The 19,577-nt window shown below is 69.7% G+C and carries 12 protein-coding genes and 5 pseudogenes; 9 read left to right on the top strand and 8 right to left on the bottom strand.

What is annotated here, in order from left to right; genetic code table 11:
• Nucleotides 1-157: 157 nt before the first annotated feature.
• Nucleotides 158-415 (top strand): annotated as a pseudogene (locus ABD374_RS32580) (ISAzo13 family transposase); the annotation flags it as partial.
• Between the two features lie 86 nt (nucleotides 416-501).
• On the opposite strand, the pseudogene ABD374_RS34815 reads toward ABD374_RS32580, so the two are convergent.
• Nucleotides 502-612, bottom strand: a pseudogene (locus ABD374_RS34815) (hypothetical protein); the annotation flags it as partial.
• Nucleotides 613-660: 48 nt separating this feature from the next.
• Between ABD374_RS34815 and ABD374_RS32585 the strand changes: the two are divergent.
• Nucleotides 661-939, top strand: a pseudogene (locus ABD374_RS32585) (transposase); the annotation flags it as partial.
• A 1,107-nt stretch (nucleotides 940-2,046) separates the two neighbouring features.
• A pseudogene (locus ABD374_RS32590) lies at nucleotides 2,047-2,985 on the top strand (IS481 family transposase); the annotation flags it as partial.
• Nucleotides 2,986-3,271: 286 nt separating this feature from the next.
• Here ABD374_RS32590 and ABD374_RS32595 read toward each other — a convergent pair.
• Genes ABD374_RS32595 through ABD374_RS32610 form a run of 4 tightly spaced genes read right to left on the bottom strand, consistent with a single transcriptional unit; the run spans nucleotide 3,272 to nucleotide 8,430 of the window.
• Nucleotides 3,272-4,117, bottom strand: a complete 846-nt coding sequence (locus ABD374_RS32595; RefSeq protein ID WP_344500412.1) for an ABC transporter ATP-binding protein — start codon at nucleotides 4,115-4,117, stop codon at nucleotides 3,272-3,274.
• Complete coding sequence (locus ABD374_RS32600) at nucleotides 4,114-5,928, bottom strand: dipeptide/oligopeptide/nickel ABC transporter permease/ATP-binding protein (protein ID WP_344500414.1); 1,815 nt, start codon at nucleotides 5,926-5,928, stop codon at nucleotides 4,114-4,116. The genes ABD374_RS32595 and ABD374_RS32600 overlap by 4 nt, the downstream gene beginning before the upstream one ends.
• Nucleotides 5,925-6,866: an ABC transporter permease gene (locus ABD374_RS32605; RefSeq protein WP_344500416.1), complete on the bottom strand. Its 942-nt coding sequence runs from the start codon at nucleotides 6,864-6,866 to the stop codon at nucleotides 5,925-5,927. Before ABD374_RS32605 ends, ABD374_RS32600 begins: the two co-directional genes overlap by 4 nt.
• 28 nt (nucleotides 6,867-6,894) lie before the next feature.
• The gene (locus ABD374_RS32610) at nucleotides 6,895-8,430 is read right to left on the bottom strand and encodes an ABC transporter substrate-binding protein (RefSeq protein WP_344500418.1); all 1,536 of its coding nucleotides are present in this window, start codon (nucleotides 8,428-8,430) and stop codon (nucleotides 6,895-6,897) included.
• 272 nt (nucleotides 8,431-8,702) lie between these two features.
• On the opposite strand from ABD374_RS32610, the gene ABD374_RS32615 reads away from it, so the two are divergent.
• Nucleotides 8,703-9,362, top strand: a complete 660-nt coding sequence (locus ABD374_RS32615; RefSeq protein WP_344500420.1) for a TetR/AcrR family transcriptional regulator — start codon at nucleotides 8,703-8,705, stop codon at nucleotides 9,360-9,362.
• Here the strand turns inward: ABD374_RS32615 and ABD374_RS32620 are convergent.
• Nucleotides 9,352-10,293 carry an SGNH/GDSL hydrolase family protein gene (locus tag ABD374_RS32620; RefSeq protein WP_344500422.1) on the bottom strand — a complete coding sequence of 314 codons (942 nt, stop codon included), beginning with the start codon at nucleotides 10,291-10,293 and terminating at the stop codon, nucleotides 9,352-9,354. The genes ABD374_RS32615 and ABD374_RS32620 overlap by 11 nt on opposite strands.
• 364 nt (nucleotides 10,294-10,657) lie before the next feature.
• Here ABD374_RS32620 and ABD374_RS32625 point away from each other — a divergent pair, with 364 nt between their 5' ends.
• Nucleotides 10,658-12,976, top strand: a complete 2,319-nt coding sequence (locus tag ABD374_RS32625) for a glycoside hydrolase family 3 C-terminal domain-containing protein (RefSeq protein ID WP_344500424.1) — start codon at nucleotides 10,658-10,660, stop codon at nucleotides 12,974-12,976.
• Nucleotide 12,977: 1 nt separating this feature from the next.
• Nucleotides 12,978-14,237: a serine hydrolase domain-containing protein gene (locus ABD374_RS32630; protein WP_344500426.1), complete on the top strand. Its 1,260-nt coding sequence runs from the start codon at nucleotides 12,978-12,980 to the stop codon at nucleotides 14,235-14,237.
• 115 nt (nucleotides 14,238-14,352) lie between these two features.
• Here ABD374_RS32630 and ABD374_RS32635 read toward each other — a convergent pair whose 3' ends face one another.
• A complete protein-coding gene (locus tag ABD374_RS32635) occupies nucleotides 14,353-14,940 on the bottom strand; it encodes a TetR/AcrR family transcriptional regulator (RefSeq protein ID WP_344500428.1) in 588 nt (195 codons plus the stop codon).
• Between the two features lie 10 nt (nucleotides 14,941-14,950).
• Nucleotides 14,951-16,246: a glycoside hydrolase family 1 protein gene (locus ABD374_RS32640; RefSeq protein ID WP_344500430.1), complete on the bottom strand. Its 1,296-nt coding sequence runs from the start codon at nucleotides 16,244-16,246 to the stop codon at nucleotides 14,951-14,953.
• Between the two features lie 218 nt (nucleotides 16,247-16,464).
• Between ABD374_RS32640 and ABD374_RS32645 the strand changes: the two genes are divergently transcribed.
• From ABD374_RS32645 to ABD374_RS34820, 3 genes and pseudogenes are all read left to right on the top strand, one after another.
• Entirely contained in the window at nucleotides 16,465-18,084 is a 1,620-nt protein-coding gene (locus ABD374_RS32645; protein ID WP_344500432.1) for a family 20 glycosylhydrolase, read from the top strand.
• A 124-nt stretch (nucleotides 18,085-18,208) separates the two neighbouring features.
• Nucleotides 18,209-19,205 (top strand): annotated as a pseudogene (locus ABD374_RS32650) (IS3 family transposase); the annotation flags it as partial.
• A gap of 237 nt (nucleotides 19,206-19,442) precedes the next feature.
• On the top strand, nucleotides 19,443-19,577 hold a 135-nt coding region (locus ABD374_RS34820), incomplete at its 3' end, for a transposase (RefSeq protein WP_425577229.1).

Consider the following 19,577-nt stretch of genomic DNA (forward strand, 5'->3'; position numbering starts at 1 on the left):
GAGCACAGGATCAGGCGAAGGCCGCTCTCACGTCCGGAACTCAGGCAAACCCATCAGCAAGTTCGAGGCCGTGTTCGACGACGGACCATAAACGTCAAGCTAAGGGCGCGCAGAGAATCAACGTGTTGCTTCCCGCTCTGCGGCTCGTTGATGTGGCATGCGCATCTCTGAGTCGATCCGTGACCAACTCGCCTTGAAATTTGAGGTGTTGTTCCCGCACCTCGGCGAGCGGCAGCGGCGTCTGCTGATGGCAACCGAGGCCCGGTTGCTGGGCCATGGCGGGATCCGGGCCGTCGCGCAGGCGGCCCAGGTCAGCGAGACCACGATCCGCAAGGGCGTGGACGAGCTGGAATCCGGGGCAAAACCGTTGGGACGGGTCCGCCGGCCCGGGGGCGGGCGCAAGAAGGCAGCCGATGACTCGGAGTGGGCGCCAGGTCGGCGCCCGTCGGCGGCTCGGATCCAGTTCCGCAGCGTCTCGGGGTTCACCTCGAGATCACCGGCGACCGACTTGACCGTCGCTCCCGGCCTCGAGCGGTACAACGCGACCGCGTCCGCTTTGAAATCGGCCGGGTAATGCTTCATCACCACCGGGACTCCGTTCTCCTGAACCATCAAGATCCAAGTGTCTCCGGTGTCCAAAACCCGGGGACAGGGCCCTCCAAGCCGAGGCGTCTCCACGCAGACAAGGCATACGACGTGCCTCACCTGCGGAAATGGTTATGGGGCAAGCGCATTGGCGTCCGGATCGCCCGCAAGGGCATCGAGTCCAGCGAACGTCTCGGCCGCCGAAGGCGGGTCATCGAGAGGACCATGTCCTGGCTGACCGGCTACCGCCGACTCAACCACCGCTACGAGCAACACCCGGGCAACTACCTGGCTTTCCTCGGGCTGGCAGCCGCAATCTGCTGCTACAAACGCTTCCGCAACCTCACCATGTAGCAGACCTGACCTCAGCGCCCGCATGCTGAAGGCCCTGTTTCCCGGGGTTCGCCGTGCCCGCTCGATCGGGCACGGCTGGGCACGGTCGCGCTCCGGCGTCGCCGGATCAACTGCTTGGGAGACATGTGCCCTCTAACGAGTGAAGGTGATCGATCACGATCGCTAGGGTCGAATACTCGACCTTTATCGCCAGGGTTCGCCCCCCCCTTCCCGTCCTACTTAGTGATCACAAGGATGAGCCTGAGCCGTTACTCGTCGTAGGAGGTTCCAGGTGTGGGATGCGATTTGGATGCGCAGTGTTGAGTGGCTTGCTGCGGCGGCCCCGGACCCCCGTGCGTGCAAAAGGCAGTGGGAAGTAGATCCGGGCCCTGTGCTTTTAGAGGCCGGGCGCCGCTGGAACGTTCTCAGCACGCCCGAGCATCTCGGCCTGCTCGCCCTTGAGGTGCTATGGGGTGATCGGACCCGGACACCTGGGGCGACACTGCTGCATCGCAAAGTGCGCAGGATCGGTTTCTTCCTGCCATGTGACGCCGACGACGAGTGGTTCGGGACAGGGCTGCGGTACGCCCAGCGCGGATGCTGGGTAGCTGTGCCGCCTCCATATCGCGAGTCGGGAGATCTGGAATGGATCATCCCACCCAACGGCGAGAATAATTTGTACGCACCGGAAGTACTCGAGGCTGCTCTGAGAGCAGCCACGACTGCTCAGACTCTCTGGACGATAGCTCTGGAAGGTCAGCGGCTCCCCTCCCTCCCGGCGCCGCCCGACCCCACTCCGAAGGCATTGCCTTGACCGCATGCCGATCTGTGCGGTGATCGCCTCATGGCCATCGGCGCCGCCGCAATACGACACGCTCCAGCCGGTGGGAGACGGCCATCTCACGGCGCTCGAACTGAACGAACTGCTGCGCGTGCTCGAAGACGCCGTCGCACTTCAAGCGGTCACGCCCCCTCTCCCTGGTTGCCAACGTCACTGGGGGATGAGTCTGTTCTGTCCCGGGAGGTTGTGGACGGGTGACGCAGGTCTCGGCTGAGAGATCTTGAACGGGTGAGGGCCTTCCGGGTTCGGTGTGGATAGCGACATCTGCACCGACCAGAAAGGCCCTCGTGCCCCACCGTAATGCACCCCTGACCGAGACCGGACGGCTCCGTCTGGCCCGCTGCGTGGTCGAGGACGGCTGGCCGCTGCGGCGTGCCGCTGAACGCTTCCAGGTCTCGCCCACCACCGCCTTCCGGTGGGCCGGCCGCTATCGGGCCCTGGGTGAGGCCGGAATGACCGACCACTCCTCACGCCCGCACCACAGCCCGACCCGCACCGAGCGGCGGATCATTAAGGTCCGCCTCCTGCGCCGCTGGGGACCGGCGCGGATCACCGGCCCGCTGCGGCCGGACCCCTCCACCGTGCACCGCGTGCTGACCCGCTACGGCCTGGCCCGGCTCACGCACCTGGACCGGACCACCGGGCGGCCGGTACGCCGCTACGAGCGCGAGAAGCCGGGCGAGCTGATGCACGTGGACATCAAGAAACTCGGCAACATCCCCGACGGCGGCGGCCACAAAGCCCTCGGCAGGCAAGCAGGCCGCAAGAAGCGTTCCGGCGCCGGCTACAGCTACATCCACACCGCCGTCGACGACCACTCCCGCCTTGCCTACAGCGAGATCCTCAAGGACGAGAAGAAGGAGACCGCCACCGCCTTCTGGACCCGCGCCCACGCCTTCTTCGTCCAGGCCGGGATCACCGTGGAGCGGGTCCTGACCGACAACGGCTCCTGCTACCGCTCCCGCGACTGGTGTGACGCGCTGGCGGGGGCCGGGATCACCCACAAGCGAACCCGGCCCTACCGGCCCCAGACCAACGGCAAGGTCGAACGCCTGAACCGAACCCTGCTCGACGAATGGGCCTACGCCCGCCCCTACAGCAGCGAGCAGGAACGACGCGACACCTTTCCGCAATGGCTGCACACCTACAATCACCACCACGGGCACACCGCGCTCGCAGGCCAACCACCCGCCAGCCGCGTCCCCAACCTCTCAGGGCAATACACCAGGGCGCCTGGAGACTTCAGATGTTTGGGCGGTGAGGTAGAGGCCGCCGGCGCAGTCCAGGGCTTCTTCGGGGGTGCCGGCGAAGCTGCCCGTGGGCCCGAGCGCCCTCGCCGGGGTGGGGCTGCGGCACACGGTGCGCGGCGGCGAAATTGCCCCCGCGCAGGTCGCGGTGGTGCGTCGGGGTGATTATGAGGAGCGGTTGGGCGAGGGGCTCCAGTGTCCCGCCCCGGCGACCGCCGAGTCCGAGCGTTCTCTCGGCCGGCAGCCGACCAGGAACTCGGAGCTGTCAACCGCCCGTCTGCGCCGCAGCGCGCCGCCGCCGTTGCTCGGCCACGTCCGCCACCGGTGAGGAGAGCAGCAGGGTGCGGGTGTAGCTGTGGGTCGGTTGCGAGGTGACCTTCGCAGCGTCGCCCGTCTCCACGATCTCGCCCCGGTGAATCACCGCCACCCGGTGGCTCATGAAGCGGACCACGGAGAGGTCGTGGGAGACGAACAGGTACGAGACCCCCGTCTCCTCCTGGATCTCCAGGAGGAGGTCGAGCACCGTGCGCTGGGTGGTGAGGTCCAGCGCGGAAACGGGCTCGTCGCAGATGACGAGCCGGGGGCGTAGGGCCAGTGCGCGGGCGATGGCGACGCGTTGGCGCTGGCCGCCGGAGAACTCCCTGGGCAGGCGGCCCGCCGCGTCGGCGGGAAGGTGGACCCGGTCCAGCAGGTCACCGACCCTGCCCCGGGCCTCCCGGGTGCTGGCGCCCTGGCCGATGAGGGGCTCAGCGAGAGTGTCGCCGATGGTGCGGGCGGGGTTCAGGGAGGTGTAGGGGTCCTGGAAGATGACCTGGAGGTCGCGGCTGAGGGCGCGGCGGCGGCGCGCGTCGGCCCGCTCGATCCGTTCTCCGTCGAAGGTGATGGAGCCCGAGCGTACGGGGGCGAGACCGAGGACCGCCCGGCCGATGGTGGACTTCCCCGAGCCCGACTCGCCGACCAGGCCAAGGGTTTCACCCGGTCGGATAGTGAGGTCGACGCCCTTGAGGACTTCGGTGTCCGGGGCGCGCCATCCCTTGCCGGGGAAGGAGACCCGCAGGTCCCGAACGGCGAGCAGGTCATCCGTCGGACCGGCGCTTTCCTGGGTGCTCATGCGGTGGCGGTCCTTGCTGCTCGGTTCTGCCAGGGGGCGCGGGTGGGAGCATCGTCGAGTACGGCGGCGAGCAGGGTGCGGGTGTACGGGTCCTCCGGTTGGCCGAGGACCTGTTCGGTGGTGCCGGACTCCACGATGCGGCCGGAGTTCATTACCGCCACCCGGTCGCAGACGTCGGCGACGACGCCGAGGTTGTGCGTGACCAGCAGCACACCGAGTCCGCGTTCCTTCTGGAGGCGGCGCAGCAGGTCGAGCACTTCGGCCTGGACCCGTACGTCGAGTGCGGTGGTCGGTTCGTCGGCGATCAGGAGTTCGGGGTCGCAGGACATCGCGCCGGCGATGAGGACGCGCTGGGCCATGCCGCCGGAGATCTCGTGCGGGTAGAGGCGCAGGGTGCGTTCCGGGTCGGGGATCTCCACGAGGCGCAGGAGTTCCAGGGCGCGGGCGGCGGCTTCCTTCCGGGAGAGCCCTAGGTGGTGGCGGATGGGTTCCATGAGCTGGCTGCCGATGGTGAACGCGGGGTCGAGGTTGCTCATCGGTTCCTGCGGGACGTACCCGGCGGTCCTTCCGCGCAGGGCGCGGTGGTCGCGTTCGCTCATCCCGGCCGCCTCCTGGCCGTTGACCGTGATGCTGCCGCGCGTGACGCGGCCGCCCTGGGGCAGGATGCCGAGGATGGAGAAGGCGGTCTGGCTCTTGCCCGAGCCTGATTCGCCGACGAGTCCGACGATTTCGCCGGGGTGGACGTCGAGGTCGACGCCGTGGACGACCTCCTTGTCCGTGCCGTCGGGCTGTGCGTAGGCGACGGCGAGGCCGCGTACGGACAGGAGAGCAGCTCGGGGCGTCTGCGTCCGGGCGGTTTCCTCCACACCCGCGGCCGGGGCGGGGTACCGGCGTGCGGACCGCGGTCGGGGTGCCTGTTCTTCCAGTGCGTCCCGCACGGCGCCGGCCATGAGGACCAGGGCGCAGTTGGTGAGGCCGAGGGCGAGGCCCGGCCACAGGATGAGCATGGGGACGCGCTGGATGTTCTGGAACGCCTCGTTGAGCATGGCGCCCCAGGTGGCCGTCGATCCGCTGCCGACGCCGAGGAATTCGAGACCGGCCTGGAGTGCGATGGCGATGCCGGAGACGAGCGCTACCTGGATGATGATGGGGCCGCGTACGACGGTCAGCACGTGCCGGGCGACGATGCGGGCGTCGGACAGTCCGGAGACCTTCGCGGCGTCCACGTACAGCTCGCCCCGCACGTTGGCGACGATGCCGCGCACCAGGCGGAAGAAGCTGGGTGCCACCAGGACGCCCAGCACGATCATCAGGACCCAGACGTTGGGGCCGAGGATGGCGCGGGAGGCCAGCAGGACGACCATGGCGGGCAGCGCCATGACGAGGTTGACGGTCCAGTTGGCGACGGAGTCGAACCAGCCGCCGCAGTAGCCGGCGAAGAGTCCGGACGGCACGCCGAGGGCGAGGGCGATGGCGAGGGCGAGCAGGGCGCCGCCGAGCGTGTTGCGCCCTCCGTACAGCACGCGGGACAGGATGTCGCGTCCCGCCGAGTCCATACCGAGGGGGTGCCCGGCGCTCGGGCCGTTGAACGCGTCGGCGAGCGAGGAGGCGCCGGGCGCCTGCGGGGCGATGAGGGGCGCGAGGACGACGGCCAGGACGATGATCAGGAGGAGCGCCGCGGATATTGCGCCCAGGGGGTTGCGCAGCACCCTTCGGAGGGTGCCGCGGGGGCGTACAGGGCTTGCCCTGCCGCCGGGCGGCGGGGCGACGATGGGGCCGGCGGCCGTCGTCGCCGGAAGGTTCTCGCTCATGCGACCCTCGCCTTCGGGTTGAGCCAGCCGATCAGGACGTCGACCAGGAGGTTGATCAGGACGACGCCGACCACGGTGAGCATGACGAGCGCCATGATTACGGGGATGTCGCCGCGGGTGGTGTAGGTGACGGTCATGCTGCCGATGCCGGGAAGGCCGAAGATCTGCTCGACGAGTACCGCCCCGCCGAGCAGTCCCACGAACTGCATGCCGAGCACGGACAGCGCGGGTGCGGAGGCGTTGCGGAGCACGTGCTTGAACACGATCCGGGACGCCGGCAGCCCGCGGGCCCGCAGGGTCCGTACGTAGTCCTGCCGCAGGACGTCGATGACGGCGCCCCGCACCTGCTGGGAGACGCCCGCGACGGAGGCCACGGACAGGGACAGGATCGGAAGGGTGACGGTGGAGAGCCAGCCGCTGGGCGAATCGGTGAAGCCGATGTAGCCGATGGCGGGGAACCAGTCCAGCCGGACCGCGAAGACCAGGACCAGGACCAGGGTCAGCAGGAACCCGGGCAGGGCGTACCCCACCACGCCGAGTATCTGGACGAACCGGTCGACCGCTCCGCGGCGCACGGCCGCCCATACCCCGAGGAGGAAGGCGAGGACGGTGGTGACGGCCGTGACACCGAGCATCAGGCTCGCCGTGACCGGCAGCCGGTTACTGATGGCCTGGCCCACGTCCTCGCTCGTGAACCAGGAGCTGCCCAGATCGCCCCGGACTGCGTGCGACAGCCAGCTCCCGTACTGCTGCAGGACCGAACTGTCGAGGCCGAGGGAGGCGTTTTTGGCATCGACGGCGTCCTGGGTGGCGCTCGTACCGAGCAGCTGCCGTCCCACGTCGATCTGCGGGATGGACAGCAGCAGGTAGGAGAGGAAGGAGATGACGATCAGGAGCACGGCGCCCGAGGCGATCCTGCGGGCAATGAAATTCAGCATGACACTCGGCATCCGTCGGAGCGGGGCGCTACTTGACCGGCGCGTAGTTGTAGATCGAGGGAACGGCCATGCCGGACTGCGGTGCGATCTTCACGGTTCCGTCCGAGACGTGGAGGTAGCTCATCCGGTAGAAGGGCACGAACCAGCCGTCCTGGACGAGGTGCTGATTGAGTTCCTGTGCGGCCGCCTTGGCCTCGGCCTCGGCACCTGACTGGATGCGGGGCAGCAGCTTCTGGGTGGTCGCGTCCGTCGTGCCGAACATGTTGAACGCGCCGGGCGTGACGAGGTCGTTGGCGGCCGCCCAGTCGGAGGTGGGCTGGCCGATGTTCATGACCATGCCGGAGTAGGCCCGGTCCTTGAAGACCTTCTGGACCGCCGACGCGCCGTCCAGGTCGTCCCAGACGAGCTTCACACCGATGGCCTTGAAGTCGGACTGGAGCGATGTGGCGAGTGCGTCGTTGACGATCGCCTGGATCCGGGGCAGCTTCAGGGTGAAACCGTTTCCGTACCCGGCCTCCTTGAGCAGGGCCTTGCCCTTGGCCGGGTCGTGGGAGTAGTACGAGTCGAGCTTCTTGTCGTACGCCTGGGTCTCGGGGCCGAAGATCTGGTCCGTGGTCTCACCGCGGCCCTGGCGGATCCGGTCGAGCATCGTGTCGCGGTCGACGGCGTAGTTGAGCGCCTGCCGCACGCGGGGGTCGCGCAGTGCGGGCGTCAGCTTGCCGCCTCGGTCGAAAAGGAGCAGGCCCTGGAAGTCGATCTCCTGCTTCTGCGTCTTGACCTTGGAGTCGGCCTCGATGGCCACCTGCTGGTCCGCCGTCTGCAGGAGTGCCGCGTTGACCTGTCCGGTCTTCAGGCCGTTGGAGATGGCGGTCTCGTTGTCGAAGAAGCTGATGGTGATGTTCTTGTACGGGAGCTTCTTGCCCCAGTAGTCGGCGTTGCGCTCGTAGGACCACTTGGTGCCGACCGTCGTCCTGGTCTTGTCCAGGCGGTACGGGCCCGTGCCGTCCGGCGTCGTCTTGAGGCTTTCACCCTTGGCGAACTGCTTGGGGTTCGCCATCAGACCGGGCGCGTCGCTCAGGTAGAACTCCAGGGCCGGGTTGGCCTGCTTGAGCTTCAGCGTGACGTGGGAGGCGTCGGTGACCTCGACCGCCTCCAGGTCGCTCAGCCACTTGGCGGAGGCTCCGCCGCCCTTCTGGAAGCGCTCCAGGTTCGCCTTGACCGCCGCGCCGTCGAAGGCGCTTCCGTCGGCGAACTTGACGTCCCCCCGCAGGGTCAGGGCGAACTCGGTACGGTCCGCGTTGTACTTCCACTCCGTCGCGAGCATCGGGCTGAAACTGCCGTCCGGCTCGCGCTTGATGAGGGTGTCGTACACCGTCTGGAAGAACGGCAGGGCGCTGCCGGTGGCGACGGCGGGGTCGAGGCTCTGCGGGAGGGTCATCGTCGCGATGGTCAGCGTCGAGGATCCGGCGCCCTCGGCGCCGTTGCCGGCGCCTCCGCATCCCGCGAGGGCGAGTGATGCCGCGACGCAGGCGGCCGCCGTCGCGATTCGGGCTGTTCTGCTCATGTCTTTCGCTCCGTCTGGAGAGCCGGGGAGTGTCCGCCCCGGGGAAGATTGCCGGTGAGCCTACACACGGAATTAACCAGTTGGTAGGTTTTTGATCTGTAGAATCAACCAGCCGGTAAGTTCTGCTGGCCGGCACCCCGGAACGAGCCGCAGAAGCACCCTTGACCTGGGGGTACAGCTCACCGGGCCCGTAGCGTGACCCCACGAGACGTCCGGGCGGCAACCGCACGACGCCGCCGGGCGACGACCGACTGTCTCAGGAGACCGCCGAAGTGAATGACCATGGGCCGGGCGTGCCGCATCGCGAGTCGAAGGGCGAACGCACCCGCGCCCGTATCCTCCGATCGGCGACCACACTGTTCGCCCGCTCCGGCTTCAACGCGGTCTCGCTGCGCGACATCGCCATCCACGCCGGGCTCACCCACGCCGGGCTGCTGCATCACTTCCCGGGCAAGGAGGCACTGCTCCTGAAGGTGCTGAGCCTCCGCGACGAGGTCGATGCCCGGCTGCTCTTTCCCGGCATCCTCGGACCGGACGCCCCGGAGCCGGAGCCCGCGGAGCGACTGCACCGCCTGGTCGAGGTCGTCGCCCGCAATGCCGAGACACCTGGCCTCGTCGCCCTGTACGCGAAGCTGGCGGCGGAGGCATCCGATCCCGGGCACCCCGCCCACCAGTACTTCGTGAAGCGCTACCGCATCCTCCGCCGGGAGATGACCGAGCTCTTGGCGGCGCTGTTCGCGGCGGCAGGACCGGAGGCCGAGGGCAATCCGGCGGCCGTGGCCCAGCAGTGGCTCGCCCTGATGGACGGGTTGCAGACGCAGTGGCTGCTGGAGCCGGACAGCGTCGATATGGCGGAGCAGGTCCGCGCCTTCCTCCGGATGCACGGGCTGCGTCCGGATCGCGAGGAAGCCGGAGCCGACGTCAGCTGTTGAGGGTGTCGAGGACCGCATCGGCCATGCTCCTGTGCCCGGTCGCGTTCGGGTGGAAGCCGGCACCCTCGGCGGAGTCCGCCGGTTCGATCCAGCGGGTGCCCGCCGCCTGGCAGGCGTCGTGCCCGACGGACGGCCTGTAGGTGTCGACGTAGTCGGCCTCGTAGACGTTGGCCTGCTGCGCCAGCATGGTGTTGAGGTGTTTCTCCTTGTCCCGGACCCACCCGAAGTCGCCCACGGCCAGCGGAATGGTCTCGCGGCAGGAGCTGCCGTCGTCCGGCAGGAGCGAGGGGTAGCCGACCAGCAGGACCCGGGCCTGCGGCGAACGGGCGTGGATCTCCTGCAGCACCGCGTCGATTTTCGGCGCCGTCGCATTGATCCGGGAGCCGATCTCGTCCGTACCGAGCAGGGTGAAGCTGCTCTTGCACGGCGAGCCGTTCGGCGCCAGGTAGGCCACCAGCACGCAGCGGGTGATGACGCCGGCCAGGTCCAGGTCGTTGCCGCCTACCCCCAGGGTGACCAGCGTGGTGTCGGGGCGCAGGGCGTCGAGCTGGGGCGGCGCCGACTCCTGACGGCCGGCCATGTGGGTGGTGTCGGCTCCGGCGCACGTCACGTCGGTGAAGTCATCGGCACCGACGGCGCTCGCGACGAGTGACGGGTAGTTCCGGTCGGAGCGGCCGCAGACCGTATCGGTCTGCGGCGGAATCCCCGGGCCGGAGCTGTACGAGTCACCGAGGGCCACGTAGTGCTCCCCTTTCGCCGCCTGCTCACCAATGGGGGCCGCTGTGCCGGGCGCGGCGGCGCCGATCAGCAGGGCGGCGGCGGCCGCCGTGGCGAAGGCCAGACGCGGGGCACGGGCGACGGCGCCCGGGACCGAGGCGGACTGGACCGCCTCCCGGCGCGCAGGAGTGGATGACCGACCGGAAACCGACATGACCGTTCCTCGATTCGTGGCAGAGCGGAGCGGATGGGTGGACGGCAGAGGGGAGATCATCAGAGCAGGCCGCCCGAGCACGAAAACCGTACGGTGATCGGTTTCTAACCGTCAAGCGCTCTGCCGAAGAGAAATTCCAGACAGAAACAGCGGCCCGCGACCCGCGCACGCGAACCCTTGACAGCGAAAACCGATCACCATACGTTTTTGGGTCGCATGCCGTCTTGCCCCGATTCGCGGTGCCGGATCGTTACGGCGGCACGGTCCGCGCACAGCCCGCGCGCTCCGCGCCCGTTGCCGGCCCCTCCCTACGAAGGCCTGAACTGCGTGCCCCGCCCCTACGAAAGCCTGATAGGTACGCCGTATGCCTCAGCGCAAGCCGTCCCACCCGTCGCCCGCCGCCGCCCTCTCCGTCGCCGAAAAGGCCTCGCTGACCAGCGGGGCCGGAGACTTCGTCACCCAGGAGTCCGCGGCGGCCGCCGCTCCCGCCGTCATGCTGTCCGACGGGCCGCACGGCCTGCGCCTGCCCAAGGAGAGCGGCGACGGCGGCCAGCTCGATCTGCACAGTGCCGCCCCCGCGACCTGTTTCCCGCCCGCCGTCGCCCTCGGCAGCAGCTGGAACCCGGAGCTCGCCGAGCAGGTCGCCGGTGCGATCGCGGCCGAAGCCGCGGCGTACGGCGTCGGCGTCGTGCTCGGACCCGGTATCAACATCAAGCGGTCGCCCCTGTGCGGACGCAACTTCGAGTACTTCTCCGAGGACCCCCTCGTCTCGTCCGAACTCGGCGGCGCCATGGTGCGCGGGCTGCAGGACGCCGGGGTGGGTGCGGCCCTCAAGCACTACGCGGCCAACAACCAGGAGACGGACCGGATGCGGGTCAGCGCCGACGTCGACGAGCGCCCACTGCGGGAGATCTACCTCCGCGCCTTCGAACGCGTCGTCCGCCGCGATCGCCCCTGGTCCGTCATGGCCTCCTACAACGGGGTCAACGGTGTACCCGTGTCGGAGAACGCCCGCCTGCTGACCGCTGTTCTGCGCGGTGAGTGGGGCTTCGACGGGATCGTCATGTCCGACTGGGGAGCGGTACGCGACCGGGTCGCCGCCCTGCGCGCCGGACTCGACCTCCAGATGCCGGGCACCGGCGGCCGGACGGACCTGGAGGTGGCCGCCGCGGTCGAGTCGGGCGCACTGGACGAGGCGGTTCTCGACCTCGCCGTCGAACGGCTCGTCCGCTTCGCGCGGCGCGCGACGAACCCGGTCCACTCCCCCGGGGCCATCGACGTGGCCGGCCATCACGGTTTGGCAGGCAGGGCGGCCGACCAGTGCGTCGTACTGCTGAAGAACGAATCGGCGCTGCTGCCGCTGGATCCGTCCGGGGGCAGCGTGGCCGTCATCGGCGAACTCGCCCGCACCCCGCGGTTCCAGGGAGCCGGCAGCTCGCAGGTGACGCCGACCCGGCTCGACGTCCCCCTGGACAGCCTGCGCGAACTGGCCACCGGCGCCGACGTGCGCTTCGCAGCCGGATACGCCCTCCCCGGCGCCGAAGCCGAATCCACGGACGCGGATACCCAACTGTTCAACGAGGCGGTGCGGTTGGCCGCGGACAGCGAGACGGTGGTCCTGTTCCTCGGACTGCCTGCGCAGGACGAGTCGGAGGGCTTCGACCGCGATCACATCGACCTTCCCGCCGTCCAGACCGAGTTGCTGGGGCGCGTGCTGGCGGTCAACCCCCGCGTCGTGGTGGTGCTTTCCAACGGGGGCGTGGTGCGCACAGCACCATGGCAGGGACGGGTGCCCGCCCTCGTCGAGGGATGGCTGCTCGGCCAGGCGGGCGGCGGCGCGCTCGCCCGGGTGCTGTTCGGGGCGGTCAACCCGTCCGGAAAGCTCGCGGAGACCGTTCCGCTGCGGCTGGAGGACTCCCCCAGCCACCCGTCGTTCCCGGGTGAGGAGGGCAGGTCCCGGTACGGCGAGGGAATCTTCGTCGGCTACCGCGGCTACGACGCCCGTCGCTGCGAGGTCGCCTTCCCCTTCGGTCACGGCCTGTCCTACACGACGTTCGGCTATGACGGCCTGCACGTGGAGGAGGCCGACGGCGTGTTCCGCGTCGGCCTGACCGTCACCAACACCGGCTCCCGGGGCGGCCGCGAGATCGTCCAGATCTACAGCGGCGGCCCGACGGACTCACGGGTGCTGCGTCCCGTACGCGAACTGCGCGGATTCATCTCGCTGTTCCTGGAACTCGGCGAGAGCCGGGACGTGGTCGTGGAGGTGGCGCGGCACGATCTCGCGTACTTCAGCGAACGGGAGGACGGCTGGAAGGTCGAGGGCGGACGATACCGCATCGAGGCCGGCGCCTCTTCGCGCGACATCCGCGCCGCCGTCGAGGTGGCCGTCGAGGGCGATCCGTCCAAGATCCGCCTGACCGGCCGCAACACCCTCGCGGAGTGGCTCGAACACCCGGTGGGCGGGCCCCTGCTGAGCGAGTGGTTCGCCAAAGCCCGTGCGGAGGCGCCCCAGGAGGGCCAGGGTGCCCTGGCCGATCCGGTGATGCGGCGCTTCCTCGCAGGCGTGCCGCTCGACGTCATCTGCGAGTTCCCGCAGAGCCCCGTACCGCCCGCGAGCCTGGGGGCGCTGGCCGACGCGGTCGAGGCGCGCATGGCCGAAGACCGGGAACGGCGGTCCTGACATGGCGAGAGAAGCGGTGGTCAGCGGGCAGGCGGCACCCGGCTGGGAGGCGGTGCGGGACGCGTTCGCCCGGGGCCAGGCGGACGACCCGGGCGCGGCGCAGCTGGCCGTCCATCACCACGGGCGGCTGGTGGTGGACCTCGCGTCCGCCGGCGCGGTATCGGGCGGCGCGGCGTCGGTGGACCTCGCATCCGGCAGCGGGGGGCCAGCCGGCGCTCCGCCGTACGGGACGGACTCGGTCGGTGTGCTGATGTCGGTCACGAAGGGCATGGTCGCCGTCTGCGCGCATCTGCTGAGCCAGCGCGGCGAGCTCGACCTGGACGCGCCCGTGGCACGCTACTGGCCGGAGTTCGCCGCTGCGGGCAAGGGCGCGACGACGGTGGCCGATCTCCTCACCCACCGGGCCGGGCTGCCCGCCTTCACCTACGGCACAGCCGGGATCGGGCTGCCCGGGCTCCTCGACTGGGGCGGTCGGGTCACGGAACTCGCGGCGATGCGGCCCGTGTGGGAGCCCGGCTCCGCGTTCTTATACCACGCCCTCACCTACGGCCATCTGGTCGGCGAGGTCATCCGCCGGGTGGCCGGGGTGAGTGTCGGGGCCTTCTTCGCAGCCGAGGTGGCGGGCCCGCTCGGCCTCGACCTGTGGATCGGGCTGCCGCAGGAGGCGGAACGCCGCTTCGTCCCACAGTTCTCCGTCCGTCCGGAGCCGACGCAGGAGCAGATCACCCGCTTCCTCGCGGGTCTCGGCCTCTCCCCCGCCGACCCGCTGTCCCTCGCGCTCCGCGCGACGGCGGCGGAGCTGACGGCCGCGACCGAAGGGCTGACGACCCGGCAGGGGCGCGCCGCCGAGCTGCCGGGCGCCGGCGGCATCGGCAACGCCCGGTCGCTGTCCAGGCTGTACGCCGCGGTCATCGGGCCCATCGACGGTGTGCGGCTGCTGTCCCCGGAGACCGTCGACCGGGCCCGGACCTCGCGCAACGAGCACCTGGCTCCCCCGGCTCCGCTCGACGGCGGCGACGGTTCGGGCCGCTCCCGCTTCGGGCTCGGCTTCGAGCTGCCCCGGACCGGGCTGCCCATGCTGGGCGGGGGCTCGTTCGGCCATGCGGGGGCGGGCGGGCGGCTGGGCGCGGCCCGCCCCGAGAGCGGTCTCGCCGTGGGTTACGTCTGTACGGCGATGTCCTGGGAGCCCGCGGCAGGCCCCGATCCGCGGTGGACGGGGTGGACCGAGGCCGTGATGGCGGCCGCCTCGTGCCGGGGCTGACCCCCGGCACGAGGGGCGGCACGCACAGGAGCACCGAACGCCGGAGGGGCAGCACCATCCCTCCGGCGCTGCCCCTCCTCGTCGTGTCCCCGCGGTGCCCCGCCGCGACCGGTTCTCAGGTTTCGTCGGGCGCCGGCCTCGGGTCGAGGATGCGCATGAGGTCCTCGATGGGCTGTTCCATGTCCGTCGACCGGTCGATCAGCCACTGCAGCTGGATCCCGTCGGCCACGGCGATGAGAAGCACGGCCAGCCGCTCGGGGGGGACGAGGGTGCTGATGCGCCCTTCGTCCTTGCGCGCCCGGACGAAGTCCGCCACGCGTTCCCGCAGCACGGGGTAGCGCTCGGCGAAGTGGGCGTGCGCGGGATGCGCGGGGTCGCTGGCGGCCGCGGCCATGGACACGAACAGTTCGACCAGACCGGGCGTGTTCGCGCCCTCCCTGATGATCTCGCGATAGCTCTTCGGATGGTCGCGTTCGACCTGACGCACCCGCGCCGTCTCGTCCCGCATGCGCAGGACCTGGGTGAGCAGGTCCTCCTTCGAGTCGAAGTAGTGCATCAGCCCGGGCAGGCTGAGATTGCACTTCGCCGCCACCTTGCGCAGAGAGGTACCCCGGTACCCCTCGGCCGCAAAGATCTCCAGTGCCGCGTGCAGGATCTCGCTGCGCTTGGCCTCGCCCTTCTCGTACGGACCCCGTTTCGCCATGCCGGTTAGCCTAGCGCCCGGACGGCACGGAGACCGAGCCGAGCGGCGCGGGGTCCGGCAGCCGGCGGGCCCGGGACAGGGCTCCCAGCCAGTGTGCCGACTCCTTGGGCATACGGGCGAACGTGGTCCGGTCGACCGCGATGAGCCCGAACGTCGGCCGGTAGGTGCCCCACTCGTAGTTGTCCAGCGCGCTCCAGTGCAGATATCCGTGGACGTCGATGCCGTCGCTCATGGCCTCCCCCAGGCTCGTGAGCGCGGCGGCCGTGTAGGCGATGCGCTGCTCGTCGTCCGCGGTGGCGATGCCGTTCTCGGTGACGATGACGGGTACATGCGGGCCGACGATCTCCGCCGTGTGCCGTACCGCCTCGCCGAGCGCCTCGGGGTAGATCTCCCATCCGGTCAGCGTCGTCTCGGCGCCGGCGGGCGGCGGGAGGGTGCCGTTCACGTCCATGCGGTGGCGGGTGTACGCCTGGACGCCGATCCAGTCGTCCTCACGGGCGGCTTCGAGGAACACGTCCTCGCGCAGCCACGCATAGGCGGCCGTCGCCTCTTCGGCGCCGGGCTCGGCCTGGTAGACCTGGTTGGCGACGGTCCAGCCGACCTGCAGGTGCGGGATTTCGGTCTTCAGGACTCCGGACGCGGCCCGGTGGGCACAGATGAGCGCCTGCACCACCGCGGGATCGAGTTCCAGCGAGGCCGGGTCGACGGCGGCCGCTCCCCCTTCCCGGAGGGTGCGCGCACCCGGCGCGACGCTCTCCCAGCCGTGCTCGGCGGCATGGCGCTTCAAGGCGTACATCAGGGCCATGATGTTCGGTTCGTTGATGGTGGCCACGTAACGGACTCCGTCGCGCAGGATGTCTGCGACCGTGCGCGCGTAGGCCGCGAACAGCTCGGTCGCCTCCGGGGCCGTCCAGCCCCCGAGGTCGCTGAACCACTTCGGCGACGTGAAGTGATGCAGCGTCACCACCGGGGCGAGGCCGCGTTCCAGAGCGCCTCGCACCATGGCCCGGTAGTGCTCCAGGGCCGCCTGGGAGATCATGCCGCGCCGTGGTTCGATCCGAGCCCACTCGATACTGAACCGGTAGGCGTCGAAGCCGAGTTCGCACAGCAGGTCCATGTCCTCGGGCCACCGGTGGTAGCTGTCCGCCGCGTCCCCGCTGGGTTCGGTGACGAAGCTGCCGGGATGATTCTCCAGGGCCCACCAGTCACTGGAAACGTTGTTCCCCTCGACCTGGTGGGCCGAGGTCGAGGCACCCATGAGGAAGCCTTCCGGCAGGGCAGGACCGAGTCCGGCAGCGTGCACCATCGAGGTTCTCCTTTCGCTCGGAGACGGGTCTCGCCCACTCCACAAAAAGCGTTCATTGATCGGTTTTCGTGTTAGCGTACAGGTGGCAGCGGTACGGGAGAAGAGGCGGCTGAGCCGAACTCGCTCCGGGGGCCGCACCGAACCCCAGGGGCCGGAGCGCCACACCTGACAACGGCGCTCCGGCTTCCTGGCCCCACCCGCGCACAGGGAGAAGCTCCATGAACGCCGTCATCCCCTACGCCTCCGCCGGGCCGACCCCTCGCGCCGATGACGGCGCACTGCACGCCACAGGCCCCTGGCGGGTCACGGCAGCCGATCCCGTACTGGAACAGCTCACCGAGACCCTGCGGACACTGCTCTCACCACATCTGCCCGGCCTCCTGCTGCCCGCCGGGAGCGACGGATCCGGATCCCACACTCTGACCCTCGCCCTCGACGACGAGCCTTCGGCCCCTGCCCGCGCGACCGTGGGCGTCGCACCGGACGGCGGCGCCCACCCGGCCGACGAGGCGTACCGGCTCAGGGTCACCGCGGACGGCATCCAGTGCCTGGCCCGCACCGCCGAAGGGGTTTTCCGGGCCGCGACGTCGGCGCTTCAGCTCATCGCCACGGCCGGGGAGCACGGCGAGCTCCCCTTCCAGGAGCTGACGGACGCCCCGCGATACGCCTGGCGCGGCCTCATGCTGGACCCGGCCCGCAGCTTCCTCACCCCGGACGAACTGCGCCGGCTCATCGACCTCGCAGCGCTTTACAAGCTCAACGTGCTGCACCTGCACCTCACCGACAACGAGGGCTGGCGCATCGAACTGCCGGGCATCCCCCGTCTGACGGCGACCGTCACGGACGGTCCGGCCCGTGAGTTCTACACCGTGGACGAGTTCCGCTCGCTCCAGGAGTACGCCGCCCGGCGCTTCGTCACCGTCGTCCCCGAGATCGACCTGCCGGGCCACAGTGGCACGCTCAGGGAGGCCCTGCCGGGGCTCGCGGAAGCACCGGCGCCCGCCGGACTCGGGGAACGCTTCCCCTTCATCCCTCCACTGGACCTGACCGACGAGGCGACGCATGCCGCGGTCACCCGGCTGCTCGCGGAGGTCTGCGAACTGACGACCGGCCCCTTCGTTCACATCGGCGGGGACGAGGCCTTCGGCGCGACGGCGGAGAGCTTCGCCGCGTCCGTACACGAACTGCGAGCGATCGTCCGCGAGTTCGGCAAGCGCCCGGTCGGCTGGCAGGAGTCCTCGCGCGCCGGTGTCGAACCGCGGGACATCGTCCAGCACTGGGTGGACGTCGCCATGATGGACCTGCCCGACACCGAGGAGGAACTCACCGGCCGCCCCGAACTCGTGGCCGCGGGCCGGACCCTGGACTTCATCAAGGCGCTCAAGAAGTTCTTCGCCCCGACGGACCACGACCTCGAGCGGGTCGTAGAGGCCGGCGGACGGGTCCTGCTGTCACCCCAGTCCCACCTGTACCTCGACCGCCCGTACGCGGCCGAGTTCGCACCGCCCGAGCAGACCGAGGCCGCCGGGCGTCTCGGCTTCGGCAATTACCGCCCCCTGGGCGTCCAGCACGCCGCGGCCTGGGATCCCACCGCGTACGCGATCCCTGACGCGTGCGTCGGAGGAGTGGAAGCTACCGTGTTCGCCGAGCAGTTCAAGGGCTTCGACGACGTCACCGTACTGCTGCTGCCCCGACTGGCCTCGGTGGCGGAGGCCGCATGGTGCGGGCGGGCCCCTCAGTGGCCGGAGTACCGCGAGCGCCTGGCCCACCACGGGCGGCTGTGGAACCAGCGAGACCTGGCCTACTTCGCCAGCACCGAAGTCCCCTGGTCCGAGTAACCATCGCACACGGCCGGATGGCCGCGATGGCCGCATACGCGGGGCCGGCCCTCAGTGAGGTGAGTCCCGTGGTGTGGACACACCTGACAATGGATCTCGATGGTCCAGGAAGGTGTAGATCCATATGGCACGGCCCTGGAAGTACAGTCCGGAGTTCCGGTCCGACGCGATCGCGTTGTGGCGGGCTTCGGCCGGCAGGCGGACGTTTCGGGACGTCGCGGCCGATCTGAACGTTAACCCCGAAACTCTGAGGACCTGGGTGCGTGACGCCGACGGCCGTCCGGCCGCGTCCGGTATGCCGGGAGATGCCATGGACGAGCTGGTCCGGCTGCGCGCGGAGAACGCCCGGCCGGCCAAGGCGGAGAAGGAATGGCAACTCGAGCGGGAGATCCTGCGGCGGGCGGCGGCCTATTTCGCCCGGGAGATGAAGTGAAGACCACCGCCTGGGACTTCATCTCCGCCCACGCCGAGACGTTCGGCATCAAGCGGATATGCCAGGTCCTGGAAGTCTCCCGCTCCGGCTACTACCGGTGGATCGCCGACGCAAAAGCTCGGGCCACCCGCCAAGCCGAGGAGGAGGCCCTGGTCGACGAGATCCGAGAGATCCACGCCGAACACCGCGGGAACTACGGCGCGCTTCGCGTCCATGCCGAACTACGCGGCTTCGGCCACACGGTGAACCGCAAGCGGGTCGCCCGGCTGATGCGCAAGAACGGCATCGTCGGCCGTCACCTGCGCAAGAAGAAGCGCACCACCATCGCGGACCGTCTCGCCCCGCTGGTGCCGGACCTGGTCCAGCGGGACTTCACCGCTGACGCCCTGGACGAGAAGTGGTGCGGCGACATCACATACGTGCAGGTCGGATCCGCATGGCTCTACCTCGCCTGCGTCATTGATATCCGCTCGCGCCGGGTGCCCGGCTACTCGATGGCCCCGCACATGCGGGCCGGCCTCGTCATCGACGCGCTCCAGGCCGCGGTCGCGGCCCACGGCGGCGACGTCACCGGGGTGATTTTCCACGCGGACCGCGGATCGCAAGGCGGATTCAATATACGTCTGCCGCATTCGCCCAGGTCTGCGACCGGTACGGCATCCGCAGGAGCATGGGCAGGGTCGGGTCGGGTCGGGTCGAGTTATGACTGTCAGTCTGTTCTCACCGGATCCCGCAAGGATCGGGTAGTCCCGGCTGAGGCGGTCTGACTCTTGCTTATGACTGACCCCACGGGTGTCCTGGCGTTGATCTGTCGACCGCCCGGCCGAGCACGCAGCAAGCGCTGCCGCCGGACGGGTGAGGTTCCCCCGAGATGTGGAGCATGTTGACAGCAGGTCAGATGGTTCTCATGAGAGGAACATCGGCCATGGCTGCTCCCAGGAAGTACTCGCTCGAATTGCGTGAGCGTGCGGTGCGGATGTCCCGGACCTCGGTCCCGAAGCCGCAGATCAAGAAGCTCGCCGTCGATCTTGGTGTGCACCCCGAGGCTCTGCGCGGCTGG

Source organism: Streptomyces enissocaesilis, from assembly GCF_039533765.1.
GTDB classification, from domain to species: domain Bacteria; phylum Actinomycetota; class Actinomycetes; order Streptomycetales; family Streptomycetaceae; genus Streptomyces; species Streptomyces enissocaesilis.

Coding starts and splice junctions, on each gene's coding strand:
- ABD374_RS32595 (WP_344500412.1), bottom strand. CDS start 4,117: ATGAGCACCCAGGAAAGCGCCGGTCCGACGGATGACCTGCTCGCCGTT.
- ABD374_RS32600 (WP_344500414.1), bottom strand. CDS start 5,928: ATGAGCGAGAACCTTCCGGCGACGACGGCCGCCGGCCCCATCGTCGCC.
- ABD374_RS32605 (WP_344500416.1), bottom strand. CDS start 6,866: ATGCTGAATTTCATTGCCCGCAGGATCGCCTCGGGCGCCGTGCTCCTG.
- ABD374_RS32610 (WP_344500418.1), bottom strand. CDS start 8,430: ATGAGCAGAACAGCCCGAATCGCGACGGCGGCCGCCTGCGTCGCGGCA.
- ABD374_RS32620 (WP_344500422.1), bottom strand. CDS start 10,293: ATGTCGGTTTCCGGTCGGTCATCCACTCCTGCGCGCCGGGAGGCGGTC.
- ABD374_RS32625 (WP_344500424.1), top strand. CDS start 10,658: ATGCCTCAGCGCAAGCCGTCCCACCCGTCGCCCGCCGCCGCCCTCTCC.
- ABD374_RS32630 (WP_344500426.1), top strand. CDS start 12,978: ATGGCGAGAGAAGCGGTGGTCAGCGGGCAGGCGGCACCCGGCTGGGAG.
- ABD374_RS32635 (WP_344500428.1), bottom strand. CDS start 14,940: ATGGCGAAACGGGGTCCGTACGAGAAGGGCGAGGCCAAGCGCAGCGAG.
- ABD374_RS32640 (WP_344500430.1), bottom strand. CDS start 16,246: ATGGTGCACGCTGCCGGACTCGGTCCTGCCCTGCCGGAAGGCTTCCTC.
- ABD374_RS32645 (WP_344500432.1), top strand. CDS start 16,465: ATGAACGCCGTCATCCCCTACGCCTCCGCCGGGCCGACCCCTCGCGCC.